General features: G+C 71.5%; 15 protein-coding genes. 6 read left to right on the forward strand and 9 right to left on the reverse strand.

Translation table 11 applies throughout. The features are described from left to right. Positions 1-7: 7 nt before the first annotated feature. The 5 genes from ABD999_RS38355 to pepN all read right to left on the reverse strand — a co-directional run bounded on the left by ABD999_RS38355 (position 8) and on the right by pepN (position 7,118). Positions 8-1,267 (reverse strand): ABC transporter substrate-binding protein, encoded by a 1,260-nt coding sequence (locus ABD999_RS38355; RefSeq protein ID WP_271275563.1) that lies wholly within the window; start codon positions 1,265-1,267, stop codon positions 8-10. Positions 1,268-1,279: 12 nt separating this feature from the next. Then, entirely contained in the window at positions 1,280-2,086 is an 807-nt protein-coding gene (locus ABD999_RS38360; protein WP_271275562.1) for a carbohydrate ABC transporter permease, read from the reverse strand. Beyond that, on the reverse strand, positions 2,079-3,026 hold the full coding sequence (locus ABD999_RS38365; protein ID WP_271275561.1) for a carbohydrate ABC transporter permease: 948 nt from the start codon (positions 3,024-3,026) through the stop codon (positions 2,079-2,081). Before ABD999_RS38365 ends, ABD999_RS38360 begins: the two co-directional genes overlap by 8 nt. Continuing rightward, positions 3,023-4,246 (reverse strand): ROK family transcriptional regulator, encoded by a 1,224-nt coding sequence (locus tag ABD999_RS38370; RefSeq protein ID WP_271275560.1) that lies wholly within the window; start codon positions 4,244-4,246, stop codon positions 3,023-3,025. The genes ABD999_RS38365 and ABD999_RS38370 overlap by 4 nt, the downstream gene beginning before the upstream one ends. Before the next feature lie 343 nt (positions 4,247-4,589). Beyond that, positions 4,590-7,118: an aminopeptidase N gene (pepN, locus tag ABD999_RS38375; RefSeq protein WP_271275559.1), complete on the reverse strand. Its 2,529-nt coding sequence runs from the start codon at positions 7,116-7,118 to the stop codon at positions 4,590-4,592. Positions 7,119-7,199: 81 nt separating this feature from the next. Here pepN and ABD999_RS38380 point away from each other — a divergent pair, with 81 nt between their 5' ends. Next, the gene (locus ABD999_RS38380) at positions 7,200-7,820 is read left to right on the forward strand and encodes a mycothiol-dependent nitroreductase Rv2466c family protein (RefSeq protein WP_148029937.1); all 621 of its coding nucleotides are present in this window, start codon (positions 7,200-7,202) and stop codon (positions 7,818-7,820) included. A 106-nt stretch (positions 7,821-7,926) separates the two neighbouring features. Beyond that, positions 7,927-9,330 carry an aldehyde dehydrogenase family protein gene (locus ABD999_RS38385; protein ID WP_271275558.1) on the forward strand — a complete coding sequence of 468 codons (1,404 nt, stop codon included), beginning with the start codon at positions 7,927-7,929 and terminating at the stop codon, positions 9,328-9,330. A gap of 3 nt (positions 9,331-9,333) precedes the next feature. Here the strand turns inward: ABD999_RS38385 and ABD999_RS38390 are convergent, their stop codons facing one another. Then, the gene (locus tag ABD999_RS38390) at positions 9,334-10,062 is read right to left on the reverse strand and encodes an SDR family oxidoreductase (RefSeq protein ID WP_271275557.1); all 729 of its coding nucleotides are present in this window, start codon (positions 10,060-10,062) and stop codon (positions 9,334-9,336) included. 9 nt (positions 10,063-10,071) lie between these two features. Further along, a complete protein-coding gene (gene def / locus ABD999_RS38395; protein ID WP_148029940.1) occupies positions 10,072-10,557 on the reverse strand; it encodes a peptide deformylase in 486 nt (161 codons plus the stop codon). A gap of 104 nt (positions 10,558-10,661) precedes the next feature. On the opposite strand from def, the gene ABD999_RS38400 reads away from it, so the two are divergent. After that, positions 10,662-11,132 (forward strand): ribose-5-phosphate isomerase, encoded by a 471-nt coding sequence (locus ABD999_RS38400; RefSeq protein WP_148029941.1) that lies wholly within the window; start codon positions 10,662-10,664, stop codon positions 11,130-11,132. Here the strand turns inward: ABD999_RS38400 and ABD999_RS38405 are convergent. Beyond that, positions 11,129-11,275, reverse strand: coding sequence for a hypothetical protein (locus tag ABD999_RS38405; RefSeq protein WP_187281010.1), 147 nt, complete (start codon positions 11,273-11,275; stop codon positions 11,129-11,131). The genes ABD999_RS38400 and ABD999_RS38405 overlap by 4 nt on opposite strands. 14 nt (positions 11,276-11,289) lie before the next feature. Beyond that, positions 11,290-12,519, reverse strand: coding sequence for a GNAT family N-acetyltransferase (locus ABD999_RS38410; protein WP_271275556.1), 1,230 nt, complete (start codon positions 12,517-12,519; stop codon positions 11,290-11,292). Positions 12,520-12,637: 118 nt separating this feature from the next. On the opposite strand from ABD999_RS38410, the gene ABD999_RS38415 reads away from it, so the two are divergent. The 3 genes from ABD999_RS38415 (at position 12,638) to ABD999_RS38425 (ending at position 15,511) form a co-directional block, all read left to right on the forward strand. Continuing rightward, positions 12,638-13,750, forward strand: coding sequence for a PP2C family protein-serine/threonine phosphatase (locus tag ABD999_RS38415; protein WP_148029943.1), 1,113 nt, complete (start codon positions 12,638-12,640; stop codon positions 13,748-13,750). Positions 13,751-13,847: 97 nt separating this feature from the next. Continuing rightward, positions 13,848-15,152, forward strand: coding sequence for a M50 family metallopeptidase (locus ABD999_RS38420; protein WP_271275555.1), 1,305 nt, complete (start codon positions 13,848-13,850; stop codon positions 15,150-15,152). A 5-nt stretch (positions 15,153-15,157) separates the two neighbouring features. Next, entirely contained in the window at positions 15,158-15,511 is a 354-nt protein-coding gene (locus ABD999_RS38425; RefSeq protein ID WP_148029945.1) for an MmcQ/YjbR family DNA-binding protein, read from the forward strand. Positions 15,512-15,516 lie beyond the last annotated feature (5 nt).

The following is a 15,516-nucleotide window of genomic DNA, read 5'->3' on the forward strand; positions in this document are numbered from 1 at the left end:
GAGTGGTTCAGCCGAGCAGGGCGTCGACCTCGGCGGCGGCCGCCTTGAGCGCGTCCGCCACGGACTTGCGGCCGGACGCGGCCTCGGTCAGCTCCTTGGTCACCGCGTCCTGCATCTCCTGCTGGCGCTCGATGACCGGCGGCAGCGCGATCGACTCCAGCGAGTCGAACACCGCCTGCCGGTTGGCCGGCACCGGGTCCTGCAGGTAGCCGGACAGGAGCTGCTGGTCGGACACCGGCGGGAGCTCCCACGAGCTCTTGATACGGGTCCGCGCCGCGACGTCCGACGACGACAGGAACCGGGCCCAGGCGTACGCCTCCTTGCCCGCCTTGGCGCCGGCCGAGACCGCGACCGCGTTGTGGAAGACGGCGCTGGCCTTGGCCTTGTCACCGGGTTCGACGACCACGTCCCACGCGAACGGCGCGTCCTTCATGCCCGCGAACTGCCAGATGCCGTTGTGCCACATGGCGAGCTTGCCGGACTTGAACAGGTTCGTGTCGTAGTCGGCGGTGCCGCCGATCTCGGCCTCGGTCGGCATGACCTCGCCCACCTTGGACACCAGCCACTCGGCCGCCCGCGCGCCCTCGGGGCTGTCGAACGCTGCCTTCTTGCCGTCCGCCGACAGGAACTCGCCGCCCGCCTGCTTGAGCGTCTTGTAGAACTCGAAGAACTGCACCGGCTGGAAGTCGCCGAACACGCCCTTCTTCCGGTCCGTCAGCTTGGCCGCGGCGGCCTTCTCGTCGGCCCACGTCCAGTCGCTCGTGGGCGGCTCGACCCCGGCCGCCTCGAACAGGTCCTTGTTGTAGAAGAGCACCACGGTCGAGAACGAGGCCGGCAGCGCGTACTGCCTGCCGTCGCGCTGGAAGGCGGCGAGCGACTCCCCGGCGTACACCGAGGTGTCGCCGTCGCCCGCGACCGTGCCGAGATCGAGCAGCGACCCGGCGCTCGCGTACGTGACGAAGTTCTCGTAGTTCAGCTCGAAGGTGTCGGGCGCGGTGCCGCCCGCGATGCTGGTCTGCAGCTTGGTGAAGTACTCGTCGAACGGCGCGGTCTCCACCACCACGTCGATCTTCGGGTTCTCCTTCTCGAACGCGGCCACGATGGCGTCCAGGTCCTCCACGTGGTCCGGCGCCGCCGAGAACGTGAAGTACCGCAGCGTCGTCCTGTCGTCCCCGGCGGCGGGGGCCCGGGTGGCCGAGCCCTGGGAGCAGGCGGAGGCGAGCAGCGCGGTCGCGAGGAGGGCGGCGACCTTGGTTCTACTGAGCATGGGGGGATTCCTTTACTTGAGCCCGCTTTGCGCGACGCTGGCGATCACGTGTTTCTGTGCGAAGACGTAGAGGATGAGGATCGGGACGACGCTGATCACCGAGCCCGCCATGACGACGTCCCACTCGGTGGTGAACTGGCCGTGCAGCGTGGCCAGGCCCAGCGGGAGCGTCATGAACTCGGGGGAGCGGATGATGATCAGCGGCCACAGGTAGCTGTTCCAGCTGGCCATGAAGCCGAAGATGGCGAAGGTCGCGAGGGCCGGCCTGATCAGCGGGAGCACCACGTACAGAAAAATCCTGAAATGTCCGGCGCCGTCGAGGACGGCGGCCTCGTCGAACTCCTTCGGCACCTGGTTGATCGCCTGCCGCAGCAGGAACACCCCGAAGGCCGAGGCGATCGTCGGCGCCAGCAGCGCGAAGTAGGTGTCGACCAGGTTGAACATCCGCATCTCGATGAAGAGCGGCACCACCAGCACGGGCAGCGGCATCATCAGCGTCGCGAGATAGACGGCGAACAGCGCGCCCCGGCCGGGGAACGGCAGCCGCGCGAACGCGTAGGCGGCCATCGCGCTGGTGACCAGCTGCATCGTCGTGGACGCGGCGCCGATCCACGCGCTGTTGGCCACGATCCGCCAGAACGGCAGCGTCTCCAGCAGCTTCCCGTACGCGTCCAGGCTCGCCCCTTCGGGGGTGAGGTCGGGCGGCACGGCCAGCACGGCGTCGCCGGGCGTGAGCGAGGTGATCACCGCCCACGCGAACGGGAACAGCATCACCACCGCGCCCAGCCAGACCACCAGGTGACGCAGAGCCCTACCCATAGGTCACCCACCGCCTCTGCCCGCGGATCTGGACGATCGTCACCAGCAGGACCAGCGCGAACAGCAGCCACGACAGCGCTGAGGCCGCCCCCGCGCGCCCGTACCGGAACGTCAGGTCGTAGATCTGCGACACCACCACCTGCGTCGCCCCGCCGGGCCCGCCGCCGGTCATGATCTGCACCTGGTCGAACACCTGGAAGCCGTTGATCAGCGAGATCACCACGACGAAGAACGTCGAGGGCGACAGCAGCGGCAGCGTGATGTGCCGGAACCGGCGCACCGCCCCCGCCCCGTCGACCATGGCGGCCTCCTGGTACTCACGGGGGATCGCCTGCAGGCCCGCCAGCAGGATGATCATCACGAAGCCCAGGTCCTTCCAGGCCGAGGCGAGGATGATCGACGGCATCGCCCAGTCCGGGTCGGTCCACCAGCCGGGCCCGCTCACCCCGACCAGGCCGAGCACCCAGTTGACGATGCCGGAGGCCGGGTTGAGCAGCCACTTCCACATCAGCGCGACCACGACCCAGCTCGTGATCACCGGCAGGAAGTAGACGCCGCGCAGCAGGCTCCTGGCGGGCATGGCCCTGTTGAGCAGCAGCGCCAGGCCGAGACCGCCCGTGTAGACGAGCGGCAGGTAGCCCGCGATGAAGTACAGCGTGTGGCCGAACGCCGCCCTCGTCCCCGGGTCGCCCAGCAGCTCGGCGTAGTTGTCCAGGCCGACCCAGCGCATCTCGGTGATCAGGTCCCACTCGTGCAGGCTCGTCCACAGCGACGCGACCATCGGCACCAGCGTGTAGAGCGTCAGCGGGACCAGGCTGGGCAGCAGGAACACGGCCACGGTCGCGGCGTACCGCCACCGCCGCCGCGGCTCCCGCCGTGTCTCCACCTCCGGCGGGCTCGCCGTCAGCGTCACGCCCGTGGCGGGGGACCTTGCGGTCACGGTGTCGTCCCGATCAGGCGGGCGCGGACCAGGCGGCCCTGCTCACCGGCCGCCCCCGCCGCGTCGAACGGGGTCGCCAGCACCAGCGCCGCCGCCCCCTGCGCCCAGCTCGTCTCGTCCCAGCTCTCGACCTCGACCGAGATGTCCCGCCGCCCCGGGTAGAGCTGGGCCCGCAGCGCCCGGTCGAACCCCACCTGCCAGAACGGCCAGTCGGCGGTGCCCTCGCCGAGCACCACCACGACCTCCGGATCCACCACGTTGACCAGCCCGGCGGTGGCCCGTCCCAGGATCTCCCCGGCCTCGGCGAACACCTCGCACGCCACCGGGTCACCGCCCACGGCCGCCCGGCCCAGCGCGGCGACGGCCCCCAGCGGATCCGCCACGCCGTCCGGGACCGGCGCGTCACCCGACCTGGCGCGGGCCGCCGCCAGCAGCCCCGCGGACCCCACGAACGCCTCCAGGCACCCGCGGGCCCCGCACCCGCACGCCGGCCCCCGCGGGTCCACGCACAGGTGGCCGAACTCGCCCGCGCCGCCGCGCGCCCCCCGGTACACCCGCCCGTCGGCCACGATCGCCGCGCCGACCCCGCGCCCGATGGTCAGGACGAGGAAGTCCCGGTGCGTACGCCCCCTGCCGTACAGCCGCTGGGCCGCCGCCAGCGCGTTCACGTCGTTCTCCACCAGCACCGGCAGGTTGAGCCGCCGCCGCAGCCGCTCCCCGACGGGCATGGCCTGCCATCCCAGCGTGGGCGCGTTGACCGTGCCCACGCCCTGGTCGTCCACCCCGCCGGGCACCCCGACGCCCACCCCGAGCAGCGGCGGCCCGTCGGTGATCGCCGACAGCACCGACTCGATGGCGTCCGCCAGGTCGCCGGGCGCGTCGGCCGCGCCGGGGTCGAACGGCCGCACCCACGACCCGAGCACCTCGCCGTCCAGCCGCACGTCCACCAGCACGAGGTGGTCGGCGGTCACCTTCACGCCCAGCGCGTGCCCGGCGCCGCCGACGAGCCCCAGCCGCTGGGCGGGCCGTCCGCCGCGCGACGGCTTGAGGTCGAGCTCCTCGACCATGCCGTGCCCCATCAGCTCGCGCGTCAGCTGCGTGACGGTCGCCGGGCTGACGTCCAGCTCGCGGGCGATCTCGCTGCGGCTGAGCGGCCCCACCGTGCCGAGCAGGGCGAGGATCGCCGTACGGGTGAGATCTCCGCGGTCGCTACCGGCCATGAGTCTACTTTCTTCAGCAATAAAGTTAGTGCTGAAAATATGAGCCCCGCGCAACACCCCTGTCAACCCCCGGAAACACGAAAAGCCCCTCTCCCATCAGGGAAAGGGGCGAGACATGTGAGTAGCGATCGGCCTAGCCCTCTCCCGGCAGGGAAAGGGAGGGGCGGTCGTCCAGCCCCTCTCCCAGCAGGGAAGGGGCGGGATGTGTGAGGGGCGGTCGCCCCGCCCCTCTCCTAGCGGGGAAAGGGGCGGGGACATGTGAGCCCCAGCCCCTCCCCGGGAGGGGCTGGGCGCAAGAGTGACGACCCCCTCCCGGTGGGGAGAGGGCCGTTACGGAGGGTCGCTAGGCCGCGTCGCGCGCGCGGTTGCGCAGCGCGCGGCTCACGCCGTCGGCGCCCTCCAGGATAAGCCGGCGCAGCGCCTGCGGCGGCCGCTCCGCGTCCAGGTACGCCTGCGCCGCCCGGACCGTCTCCTCCTCGATCAGCAGCGACGGGAAGCACCCGACCGCGAACGTGGAGGCCTGGTCGAACGTCCACTCCCGGTAGATCCGCCCCACCTCGGCGAAGTACTTCTCCCGGTAGGGCGCCAGGAGCTCGGGGTGGTGCGGGTCCTGGAACCCGGTGATCGTGGTGCGGGCGATGTGGTTGGGCAGCTCGCCGCCGACGATCCGCTCCCACGCCGCGGCCTTGGCCTCGGCCGTGGGGACGACGGCCCGGCACAGCGCCGCCGACCGCTCGCCGGTGGCCGTCGGGTCGCGCCGCAGCTCGGCCTCGATGTCGTCCGGGCCCAGCTCGCCGCCGCTGACCAGCGCGGAGGTGAGGGTCCAGCGCAGGTCGGCGTCGACGCTCAGCCCGTCGGGCACGTCGGTGCCGTCGAGGATGGCCCGCAGCACGGCCAGGTCCTCGGCCGAGGTCGCGACGGGCGCGAACGCCTGCAGGTAGGCGAGCTGGTGGTCGGAGCCGGGCTCGGCCGCCGCCAGCAGCGCGCGCAGCTCGCGGGCCAGCAGCGCCATCCCCTCGGGCCGCCACGCCGGGTCGGCGTACTGCTGGACGGCCTGCCGCGCCTGCCGCAGCACGGTCTGGAGCACGGTCAGGTCCTTGACCGTGCCCACGCCGGAGGCCACCAGCTTGACGTAGTCGCGGGTGGACATCTCGCCGTCGCGCGTCATGTCCCACGCCGCCGACCAGCACAGCGCCCGCGGCAGCGACTCGGTGAATTTCGCGATGCCGCCGTCGACGAGCGTGCGCAGCGACCGCTCGTCCAGCCGGATCTTCGCGTACGTGAGATCGTCGTCGTTGATCAGCACGAGGTCGGGCTGCTCCTTGCCGGCCAGCTCGGCCACGACGGTGCGGGCGCCCACCACGTCCAGCTCGACCCGCTTGGTCCGGGTCAGCTCGCCGCCGGCCAGCGAGTAGAGGCCGATCGCGACCCGGTGGGAGCGCAGCGTCGGGTAGTCGGCCGGCGCCTCCTGGAGCACCTCGAACCGGGTGAACCTGCCGTCGGCCACCTCGAACGACGGCCGCAGCGTGTTGACCCAGGCGGTCTCCAGCCACTCCTTCGACCACGCGGACAGGTCACGCCCCGAGGTCCGCTCCAGGGCGGTGAGCAGGTCCTTCAGCTCGGTGTTGCCCCAGGCGTGCTCGTTGAAGTAGTCGCGCACGCCCGCCAGGAAGTTGTCCAGCCCGACGTAGGCGACGAGCTGCTTGAGCACCGAGGCGCCCTTGGCGTAGGTGATGCCGTCGAAGTTGACCTCGACCGCCTGCATGTCGGGGATGTCGGCGGCGATCGGGTGGGTGGACGGGAGCTGGTCCTGCCGGTAGGCCCAGGCCTTCTCGACGTTCGCGAACGTGGTCCACGCGCCCTTGCCCCACCGGGTGGCCTCGGCCTGGGCCAGCACGGACATGTAGGTGGCGAACGACTCGTTCAGCCACAGGTCGTCCCACCAGCGCATGGTGACCAGGTCGCCGAACCACATGTGGGCCATCTCGTGCAGGATCGTCTCGGCGCGCCGCTCCACCACCGCGTCGGTGACCCGGGAGCGGAAGACGTAGTCCTCCAGGAACGTCACGCAGCCCGCGTTCTCCATCGCGCCCGCGTTGAACTCCGGCACGAACAGCTGGTCGTACTTGCCGAACGGGTAGCGGACCCCGAACACCTTGTGGAAGAAGTCGAACCCCTGGCGGGTGACCTCCAGGATGTTGTCCGCGTCGAGGTGCTCGGCCAGCGAGGCCCGGCAGTAGACGCCCAGCGGGATGCCGTCGTGCTCGGACGTCACCTTGTGGTACGGCCCGGCCACCAGGGCGGTGATGTAGGTGGACATCACCGCTGTGGGCGGGAACGTCCACCGCTTGGTGGCGCCCTGCTCGTCCACGGCGGAGGCCGCCGCGTTGGAGACCACCTCCCAGTCTCCCGGCGCGAGCACCGTCAGCTGGAAGGCCGCCTTGAGGTCCGGCTGGTCGAAGCAGGCGTACATGCGGTGGGCGTCGGCCGTCTCGAACTGGCTGTGCAGGTAGACCTTCTGGTCGACCGGGTCGACGAAACGGTGCAGGCCCTCGCCGGTGCGCATGTAGACGCAGTCGGCGTCGACGACCAGCTCGTTGGACTCGGCCAGCGAGGGCAGCGGGAAGCGGCCCTGGTCGGCGTCGTAGGCGGACACGTCGAGGTCCGCGCCGTTGAGCGTCACCTTGCGCACGCGCGCGCCGTGCAGATCGATGAACGTGTCGGCGCCCGGCCTGGTACAGGCGAAACGCACCGTGGTCACGCTGTCGAAGCGCTCCTCGCCCGCTGTCAGGTCGAGCGCCACCGCGTAAGATTCGACCTTCAACAGGCGGGCCCGCTCGCGTGCCTCGTCCCGGGTCAGGTTGCCTGCCAAGTTGCGCTCCTTTTCAACCACTTCGTCGGGGTCAGCCGGATCCCTGGAATAGGATTCGAGCCTCCCCAGGTTATGGCCCACATGAGCGAGAAGACTCCTGTGGATTTGTGGTTCGATCCTTTCTGCCCGTTCGCCTGGGTGACGTCACGATGGCTTCTCGAAGTGGAGAAGGTTCGCCCCATCGAGCCGCGCTGGCACATCATGAGCCTCAACGTGCTCAACGAGGGCAAGGACGTCCCCGAGGCCTACCGCGAGCAGATCGTCCGCGCCATCGGCCCGGTCCGGGTGGTGGCCGCGGCCGCCGCCAAGTACGGCGACCACGTCGTCGGCCCCCTCTACACCGAGCTCGGCACCCGCTTCCACAACCAGCGCGCGATCAGGCGCCTCGGCGACCTGCGCGACACGGTCCAGGACGCTCTCGCCGCCGCCGGCCTCGACACCGCCCTCGCCGACGCCATGGACTCCACCGAACACGACGAGGCCGTGCGCCGCTCCCACGACGAGGGCATCGGCCTCGTCGGCCAGGAGGTCGGCACGCCCGTCATCCGCGTCGGCGACAACGCGTTCTTCGGCCCCGTCATCACCTCCATCCCGCGCGGCGAGGACGCCGGACGCATGTGGGACGGCGTCCTGCTCGTCACCGGCTTCGACGAGTTCTTCGAGCTCAAGCGCTCCCGTACGAGCGAGCCCCGCTTCGACTGATTTTCGACTCCACTCGGTAGGAGAACGTGACAAGCCGGTTGATACAGCTCACTCCGTGGTGAGCCGCGGTCTCGCAATGTGACCCGCGGCACGCCAGGATGAAGTCATGCGTCAGCTATACATCGGCGGTTCGTGGGCCGCCTCCGCCTCGGGAGAGGCCATCGATGTCGTCAATCCGGCCACCGAGGAGATCATCGACCGGGTGCCGGCGGGTGCGCCGGCCGACGTCCAGGCCGCGGTGACGGCCGCGCGGCGCGCCTTCCCCGGCTGGTCGGCCACGCCGCCCGCCGAGCGGGGCAAGCTGCTGGCCGCCGCCGCCGAGCTGCTGAAGCAGCGGGCCGACGAGGTGGCCAGGACGATCGCCACCGACATGGGCTCGCCGCTCGGGTTCGCGCTGAAGGTGCAGACGCTCATGCCCGCCGGGGTGCTGGCCTCCTACGCCCAGCTGGCCGACAGCCATCCGCTCGAGACCCGCGTGGGCAACTCGCTGGTGGTCAAGGAGCCGGTGGGCGTGGTGGCCGCGATCACGCCGTGGAACTACCCGCTGCACCAGATCGTCGCCAAGGTGGCCCCCGCGCTGGCCGCCGGCTGCACGGTCGTGCTCAAGCCCAGCGAGGTGGCGCCGCTGGCCGCGTACGCGCTGGCCGAGATCTTCCACGAGGTGGGCCTGCCCGCCGGGGTGTTCAACCTGGTCAGCGGGCGCGGCCCGGTCGTCGGCGAGGCCATGGCCGGCCACCCCGACGTCGACCTGGTCTCCTTCACCGGCTCCACCGTCGCCGGGCGGCGGGTCGCCGCCCTGGCCTCCGACGGCGTCAAGCGGGTCGCGCTGGAGCTCGGCGGCAAGTCCGCGAACGTCATCCTGCCCGACGCCGACCTCGGCGCGGCCGTCAAGGTGGGCGTCGCCAACTGCTTCATCAACGCCGGCCAGACCTGCTCGGCGCTGACCCGCATGATCGTGCACCGCGACCGCTACGACGAGGCCGTCCGCCTGGCCGTCGAGGCGACCGCCAAGTACACCGTCGGCGACCCGTTCGACGAGACGACCAGGGTCGGCCCGCTGGTGTCGGCGGCGCAGCGCGACCGGGTGGTCCGCTACATCAACCGCGGCCAGGAGGAGGGCGCCAGGCTCGTGGCCGGCGGCACCGACCGGCCGCTGCCGCGCGGCTACTACGTCGAGCCGACCGTGTTCGCCGGGGTCGAGCCCGGCATGGTGATCGAGCAGGAGGAGATCTTCGGCCCGGTGCTGTCGATCATCCCCTACACCACCGAGGACCAGGCCGTCGAGATTGCCAACGGCACCCCGTACGGGCTCGCGGGCGCGGTGTGGGCGGCCACCGAGGAGCGCGCCGTCGCGGTGGCGCGCAGGCTGCGCACCGGGCAGGTCGCCGTCAACGGCGGCAACTTCAACCCGATGGCCCCCTTCGGCGGCTACAAGCGCTCCGGCGTCGGCCGCGAGCTGGGGGAGTACGGGCTGGAGGAGTTCTTCGAGATCAAGGCGCTGCAGCTCTAGCCGCTACAGCACCATCCCGCCGGTGGCCCGGATGCTCTGCCCGGTGATCCATCGCCCGTCGGGGCCGGCCAGGAACGCCACCACGGCCGCCACGTCGCCGGGCGTGCCCAGCCGACGCAGCGCGGTGAACTGCGGTGCCTGCTCCAGGGCCTCCGGCGGGTTGGCGGCGCGCAGCATGTCGGTGTCGGTCGCGCCCGGCAGCACGTTGTTGGCCGTGATGCCGCGCCCGCCCAGCTCCCGCGCCGCCACCTTGGCGAACTGCTCCACGGCGGCCTTGGTGGCGGCGTAGAGCGCGATGGCGGGCGCGGGGACCTCGGTGTTGAGCGTCGAGACGTTGATGATCCGGCCGCCGTCGCGCATCACCCTGCCCGCCCACTGGACGCCCAGGAAGACGGCCCGGGTGTTGACCGCGAACATCCGCTCGTACAGCTCCGGCGTCACGTCGGCGATCAGCGCCGGCCCGGTCTCGGCGGCGTTGTTGACCAGGATGTCGACGCCCGGCAGCCGGTCCTCGGCCGTGGCGAGCAGCCGGGCGAGGTCGTCCTCGCTGCCCTGGTCGCAGCGCACGGCGAGGGCGCCCGTCTCCTTGGCGACCCGCTCGGCGGCCGCCGCGTCCTGCCGGTAGCTGAAGACCACCTCGGCCCCGTCGGACGTCAGCCGTTCCACCACGGCTCTGCCGATGCCGCGCGAGCCCCCGGTCACCAGAGCGCCCTTTCCGGAAAGCACAGTCATGCGCCCACCCTAGGTTCGGAGCATGATCTCGCGCGCGTCGTTCTTCGGCAGCCGGTCCACGAACAGCCGGCCGTCGAGGTGGTCGGTCTCGTGCTGGAAGCAGCGGGCCAGCGAGCCGCGCGCGCTGATCCGTACGGGGCGCTCCAGCCGGTCGACGCCCGCGACCGTCACCCCCGCGGCGCGGGCCACCGGCGCGTAGGCCGGGAGCTTCGTCCGCCGGTCGGGCACCGACAGGCAGCCCTCCTCGTCGACGACCTCCGCCGGGTCGTCGACGGTCAGCACCGGGTTGACCACGTGGCCCTTGCGCCCGCTGATGTCGTAGACGAACAGCCGCCGCGCGACCCCGATCTGCGGGCCCGCCAGGCCCACCCCGCCGACCGCGTACATCGCCTCGAACATCTCGTCGATCAGCCGGCGCAGCTCGCGGTCGAAGCTCCCGACGGGCTCGGCGGGCGTGCGCAGGACCGGATCGCCGAGCACGCGGATCTCGCGCATGGGGCTCCCCTCTCAGTAAGGACCAGTGGCCATAGGAGTTCCTTACTCTAGCGATCGGGGCCGCGGTCGGAGCCGCCTCGGCCCCGCTGTGGAAGACTGGTGAGGTGCGTGTCTACATCGGTGCCGACCATGCCGGCTATGAGCTGAAGAACCACCTGGCGTCGTGGCTGAAGGACCACGGTCACGAGGTGACCGACTGCGGTCCCTTCGTCTACGACGCCGAGGACGACTATCCCGTCTTCTGCCTGCGCGCCGCCGAGGGCGTCGCGGGCGACCCCGGCAGCCTCGGCGTGGTCATCGGCGGCTCCGGCAACGGCGAGCAGATGGCCGCCAACAAGGTGCGCGGCATCCGGGCCGCGCTGGCCTGGAGCGAGGAGACCGCCTCCCTGGCCCGCGAGCACAACAACGCCAACGTCGTCTCCATCGGCGCGCGCATGCACTCCACCGAGGACGCGACGAGGTTCGTCGAGGTCTTCCTCACCACCGCGTTCTCCGGCAGCGAGCGCCACAGCCGCCGCATCGCCCAGGTCGAGGCCTACGAGACCATAGGGCAGTTGCCCTCGCTCCCGGGCTAACCCCGCCGTTTGCCCTCGCGCCTGGGCGTCTCGTCACGCAGGGGCCGCCGGTCGGCGGTCTCCTGCTGTTCCTTCGACGGGCGCGACACGTCACGCGCGCGCATCGCCGTGATCGCGGTGATCTGCAAGCTCTGCAGGGCCATACGGCGACTGTACGTCAGAAGACGAGACCGGCGAACGGCTTCGGCTGCCAGGCCATGGCCGTGGCCAGCGCCCGCACCGCGCCGGGCGTCCGCTCGCCCAGCATCCCGGCCGCGTGCAGCGCGCCCAGATCGCCGTCGCCGAGGTAGGCCGAGCCCAGCGCCGCCACGTCCAGCGTGACGTCCGGCTCCTCGTCCACCCGCTTGCACTCCGCCCCCGCGGTGTCGGCGCGCAGGCGCCGGCGGCCCGCGTTCCACGGGCACACCTCGTCGGCGACCTCCAGCACCAGGTCCACCGGCGCCGCGTAGGCGCGCGACTCCAGTGCCCTGTCGACCTCCACGAGGCGTACCCACAGCTCGTCCGACCAGCTGGGGCGGAGCTGGCGGGGGTTGGCCATCAGCGCGAACAGCGGGTCGTCCACCGGCCTGGCGTGGGCCACGATCCGCGTCACCAGGTCACGGTCGAGCACCCCGCGCCACAGCAGCGCGTACGCGGCCGGATCGGCGGCGAACAGCTCCTGCAGCCGCACCTCGCCGTCGGGCATGCCGTCGCCGTCCCAGCCGCTCTTGATCCGGAACAGCGCGTAACCGCGCACCCCGTCGTCGTCCTCGGCCAGCAGCGACCGCAGCGGGCCCGCGCCGTTCTGGTCGAACTCCTCGTCGGCCAGGATGGCGTCCCAGAACGCCGCGTTCCGGTCGTACAGGCCGGGCCGCGAGCCGGCGACGGAGCCGAACAGCCGCTCGTACTCGCCGCGGACCTCGGCCGGCTTGACCACCCGCAGCCGCAGCGACGCGTCCACCGGGGCGCCGGGGACGAACGCCGCGCCGTGCCTGGCGATGGTGAACGACATCTGCCCCGCCGCGCGCCCGTAACCGAACCGCCCGTAGATCGGCGCCTCGGACGCGTACAGCGCCGCCACCGGCTCCCCGCGCTCGCGCACGTCGGCGAGCTGCCTGCGCATCAGCGACGACAGGATGCCGCGGCGGCGATGCGAGGAGAGCACGGCGACGGCCGTCACGCCCGCGACGGGCAGCCGCCCGCCCGGCACCGTCATGGTGAAGCTGTGCACCGACGTGGAGGCCACCATCGTGTCACCGTCGAAGACGGCGAGCGTGCGGTCGAACTCCGTCTGCGCCTTCCACCGCTCGGTCTGCCGCGGATGCGGCGTCCAGTTGAAGCCCTCGGAGAGCACGCCGGCGAACGCCGGCCATTCGCTCTCGGCGATCGGACGGATCGGATACGTCATCCGTCCACGGTACGAGCGAGCCCTCGCCGGGGGCCACCGAATATCCCTGGTAGACGATCAAGGCTCTGGTCAAGTCGGCTGCCCAAACGCGAGCCAGACCGATACAGTCGAGCGCATCATGAGTACCCGACCGGCGCCGCTGATCCCGCCACGGCTCCGCGCGATCCTGGTGCGGGTGCCGTTCCTGGTGCAGCTCGTCCGGTTCCTCAGGCGCGGGGCGGCCAGGGACCGCAACCTGCTGGTCGCGCTGACCGTGGTCACGCTCGTCGTCGGGCTGCTCGCGGCCCAGGTGTCCACCGAGTGGTTCTCGCCGTCGCTGCTCATCCTCGTCACCCTGGTCGGCGGACTGCAGCTGCGGGTGCGCAGCCTGGTCACGCTGCTGGTCGCGGTGGCCGTCTCGCTGGGCTACATCGCCGTCACGCTCGGCGCGGGCAGGGTCGGCGTCGGCCTCGCCGTGACGATCGGGTTCACCGCCGTGCTGGCGCTGCTCATGGCCCGCACCCGCGGCAAGCTCGGCGTCCAGGGGCTGCGCGGCGACGCCATGCTGCTGGAGCTGCGCGACCGGCTCAAGAGCCAGGGCGAGCTGCCCCCGCTGCCCAAGGACTGGGGCGGCAAGGTCGTGCTCAAGCAGGCCGGCGGCTCCTCCTTCGGCGGCGACTTCCTGGTGTCCATGCGCGACGGCGACCGGGTCGACATCGCGCTGGTCGACGTCTCGGGCAAGGGCGTCGACGCCGGCACCAGAGCCCTGCTGCTGTCGGGCACGTTCGGCGGGCTGCTCGGCTCCGTCGACGACTTCCTGCCCGCCTGCAACGCCTACCTCCACCGCCAGCGCGGCGACGAGGGGTTCGTCACCGCCGTGCACGTCCGGCTCGACCTGGCCACCGGCGACTACACCATCACCTCCGCCGGCCACCCGCCGGTCGTGAAGTTCGACGCCGGCACCGGCAACTGGGAGGTCGCCTCCGCCAAGGGCGTGGTCCTCGGCGTGGTGCCCGACCTCCACTGCGAGCCCGAGACCGGCACCCTCCACAAGGGCGACGCGCTGCTGCTCTACACCGACGGCCTGATCGAGCAGCCGGGGCGCGACATCGACGCCGGGCTCGACCGGCTGCTCGGCGAGGCCGAGCGGCTGCTGCCCTCCGGGTTCCGCGACGGGGCGCGCGCCCTGGTCAACGCCATGGCCTCGGGCCACAGCGACGACTGCGCGCTGGTGCTGATCTGGCGCCCGTAGCCGTCCTTCGCATACCCCGTATGTCACGTGAGCGTCCGGGCCCGTCGAGTTCGACTACGCTTGGGACGTCGAATCGTCCGGTCTGGAGCGCGCGTATATGGACTGGCTCTTCCTCCTGGGGATCGCCATCTTCTTCATCGGGCTGATGGCGTCCATCGGGTTGCACGAGATCGGCCACCTGGTGCCCGCCAAGCTCTTCGGCATCAAGGTGACCCAGTACATGGTCGGCTTCGGGCCCACGATGTGGTCCCGCCGCAAGGGCGAGACCGAGTACGGCGTCAAGTGGATCCCGCTCGGCGGCTACATCCGGATGATCGGCATGCTGCCGCCCAAGCCGGGCGAGGATCCCGGCAAGCTGCGCGGCGGCTCCACCGGGCCGTTCCAGGCCCTGATCGAGCAGGCCAGGGAAGTGGCCCTGGAGGAGGTCAGGCCCGGCGACGAGAACCGCGTCTTCTACCGCAAGAAGTGGTGGCAGAAGGTCATCGTCATGTCCGGCGGCCCCGCGATGAACTTCGTGCTGGCCTTCATCCTCTACGCCCTCCTGCTGGTCGGCATCGGCGTGCCCACCTACGCGCCGGTGGTCTCGCCCGAAACCAACACCTGCGTCATCCCGATCAGCGAGCACCGCACCGAGTGCCGCTCCGGCGACCAGCCCACGCCCGCCTCGCAGGCCGGGCTCAAGGCCGGTGACAAGCTCGTCGCCCTCGACGGCCACAAGATCGAGACGTGGGAGGACGCCACCCGGGTCATCCGCTCCCACGGCGCCGGCCCCGCCGAGCTGGCCATCATCCGCGACGGCCGGCCCATGACGCTGCAGACCACGCTCATCGCCCAGGACCGGCCCAAGCCCGGCGAGCCCGACGTGATCGAGAAGAACGTCGGCTTCCTCGGCGTGCTGCCGACCGAGGTCATGCAGCAGCAGAGCTTCGGCGCGGTCTTCCCCTACATGGCCGAGCTGACCGGCCGCGTCGCGGTCTCGCTGGTCAACCTGCCGGAGAAGATGGTCGGCGTCTGGGACGCCGCGTTCTCCGGGGCCGAACGCGATCCCGAGGGCCCGGTGGGCGTCGTCGGCGCGGGCCGCATGGGCGGCGAGATCCTCGCCTCCGACCTGACCGGCGTGCAGAAGCTGTTCGTGTTCGTCAACCTGCTGGCCGGCTTCAACCTGGCGATCGGCATGTTCAACCTGATCCCGCTGCTGCCGCTCGACGGCGGCCACATCGCCGGCGGGCTGTGGGAGGGCCTCAAGCGCGCCTGGGCGCGCATCCTGCGCCGCCCCGAGCCGTCCTACGTCGACATCGCCAAGGTGCTGCCGCTGACGTACGCGCTGGCCATCGTCATGATCGTCATGGCCGGGCTGCTCGTCTACGCCGACCTGATCAACCCGCTGCGCCTCACCGGCTGACCCGCATGGACCCGCTGGAGCGGCTGCGCGCCGTCTGCCTGGCCCTGCCCGAGGTCACCGAGCGGCTCAGCCACGGCGAGCCCACCTGGTTCGTGCGCGGCAAGAAGACGTTCGTCATGTACGCCGACCACCACCACGACGACCGGCTGGCCTTCTGGTGCGCGGCCCCGCCCGGCGCCCAGGAGGAGCTGGTGGCGCACGACCCGGCCCGTTTCTTCCGCCCGCCGTACGTGGGACACCGCGGCTGGCTGGGCGTCTACCTGGACGTCGAGGGCGTCGACTGGGACGAGATCGCCGAACTCGTCACCGACGCCTACCGGCAGACGGCGCCCAAGTCGCTCCTCGCCCGCCTGCCCTGACGGCG

It is taken from the genome of Nonomuraea ferruginea (assembly GCF_039540635.1).
Lineage (GTDB): Bacteria > Actinomycetota > Actinomycetes > Streptosporangiales > Streptosporangiaceae > Nonomuraea > Nonomuraea ferruginea.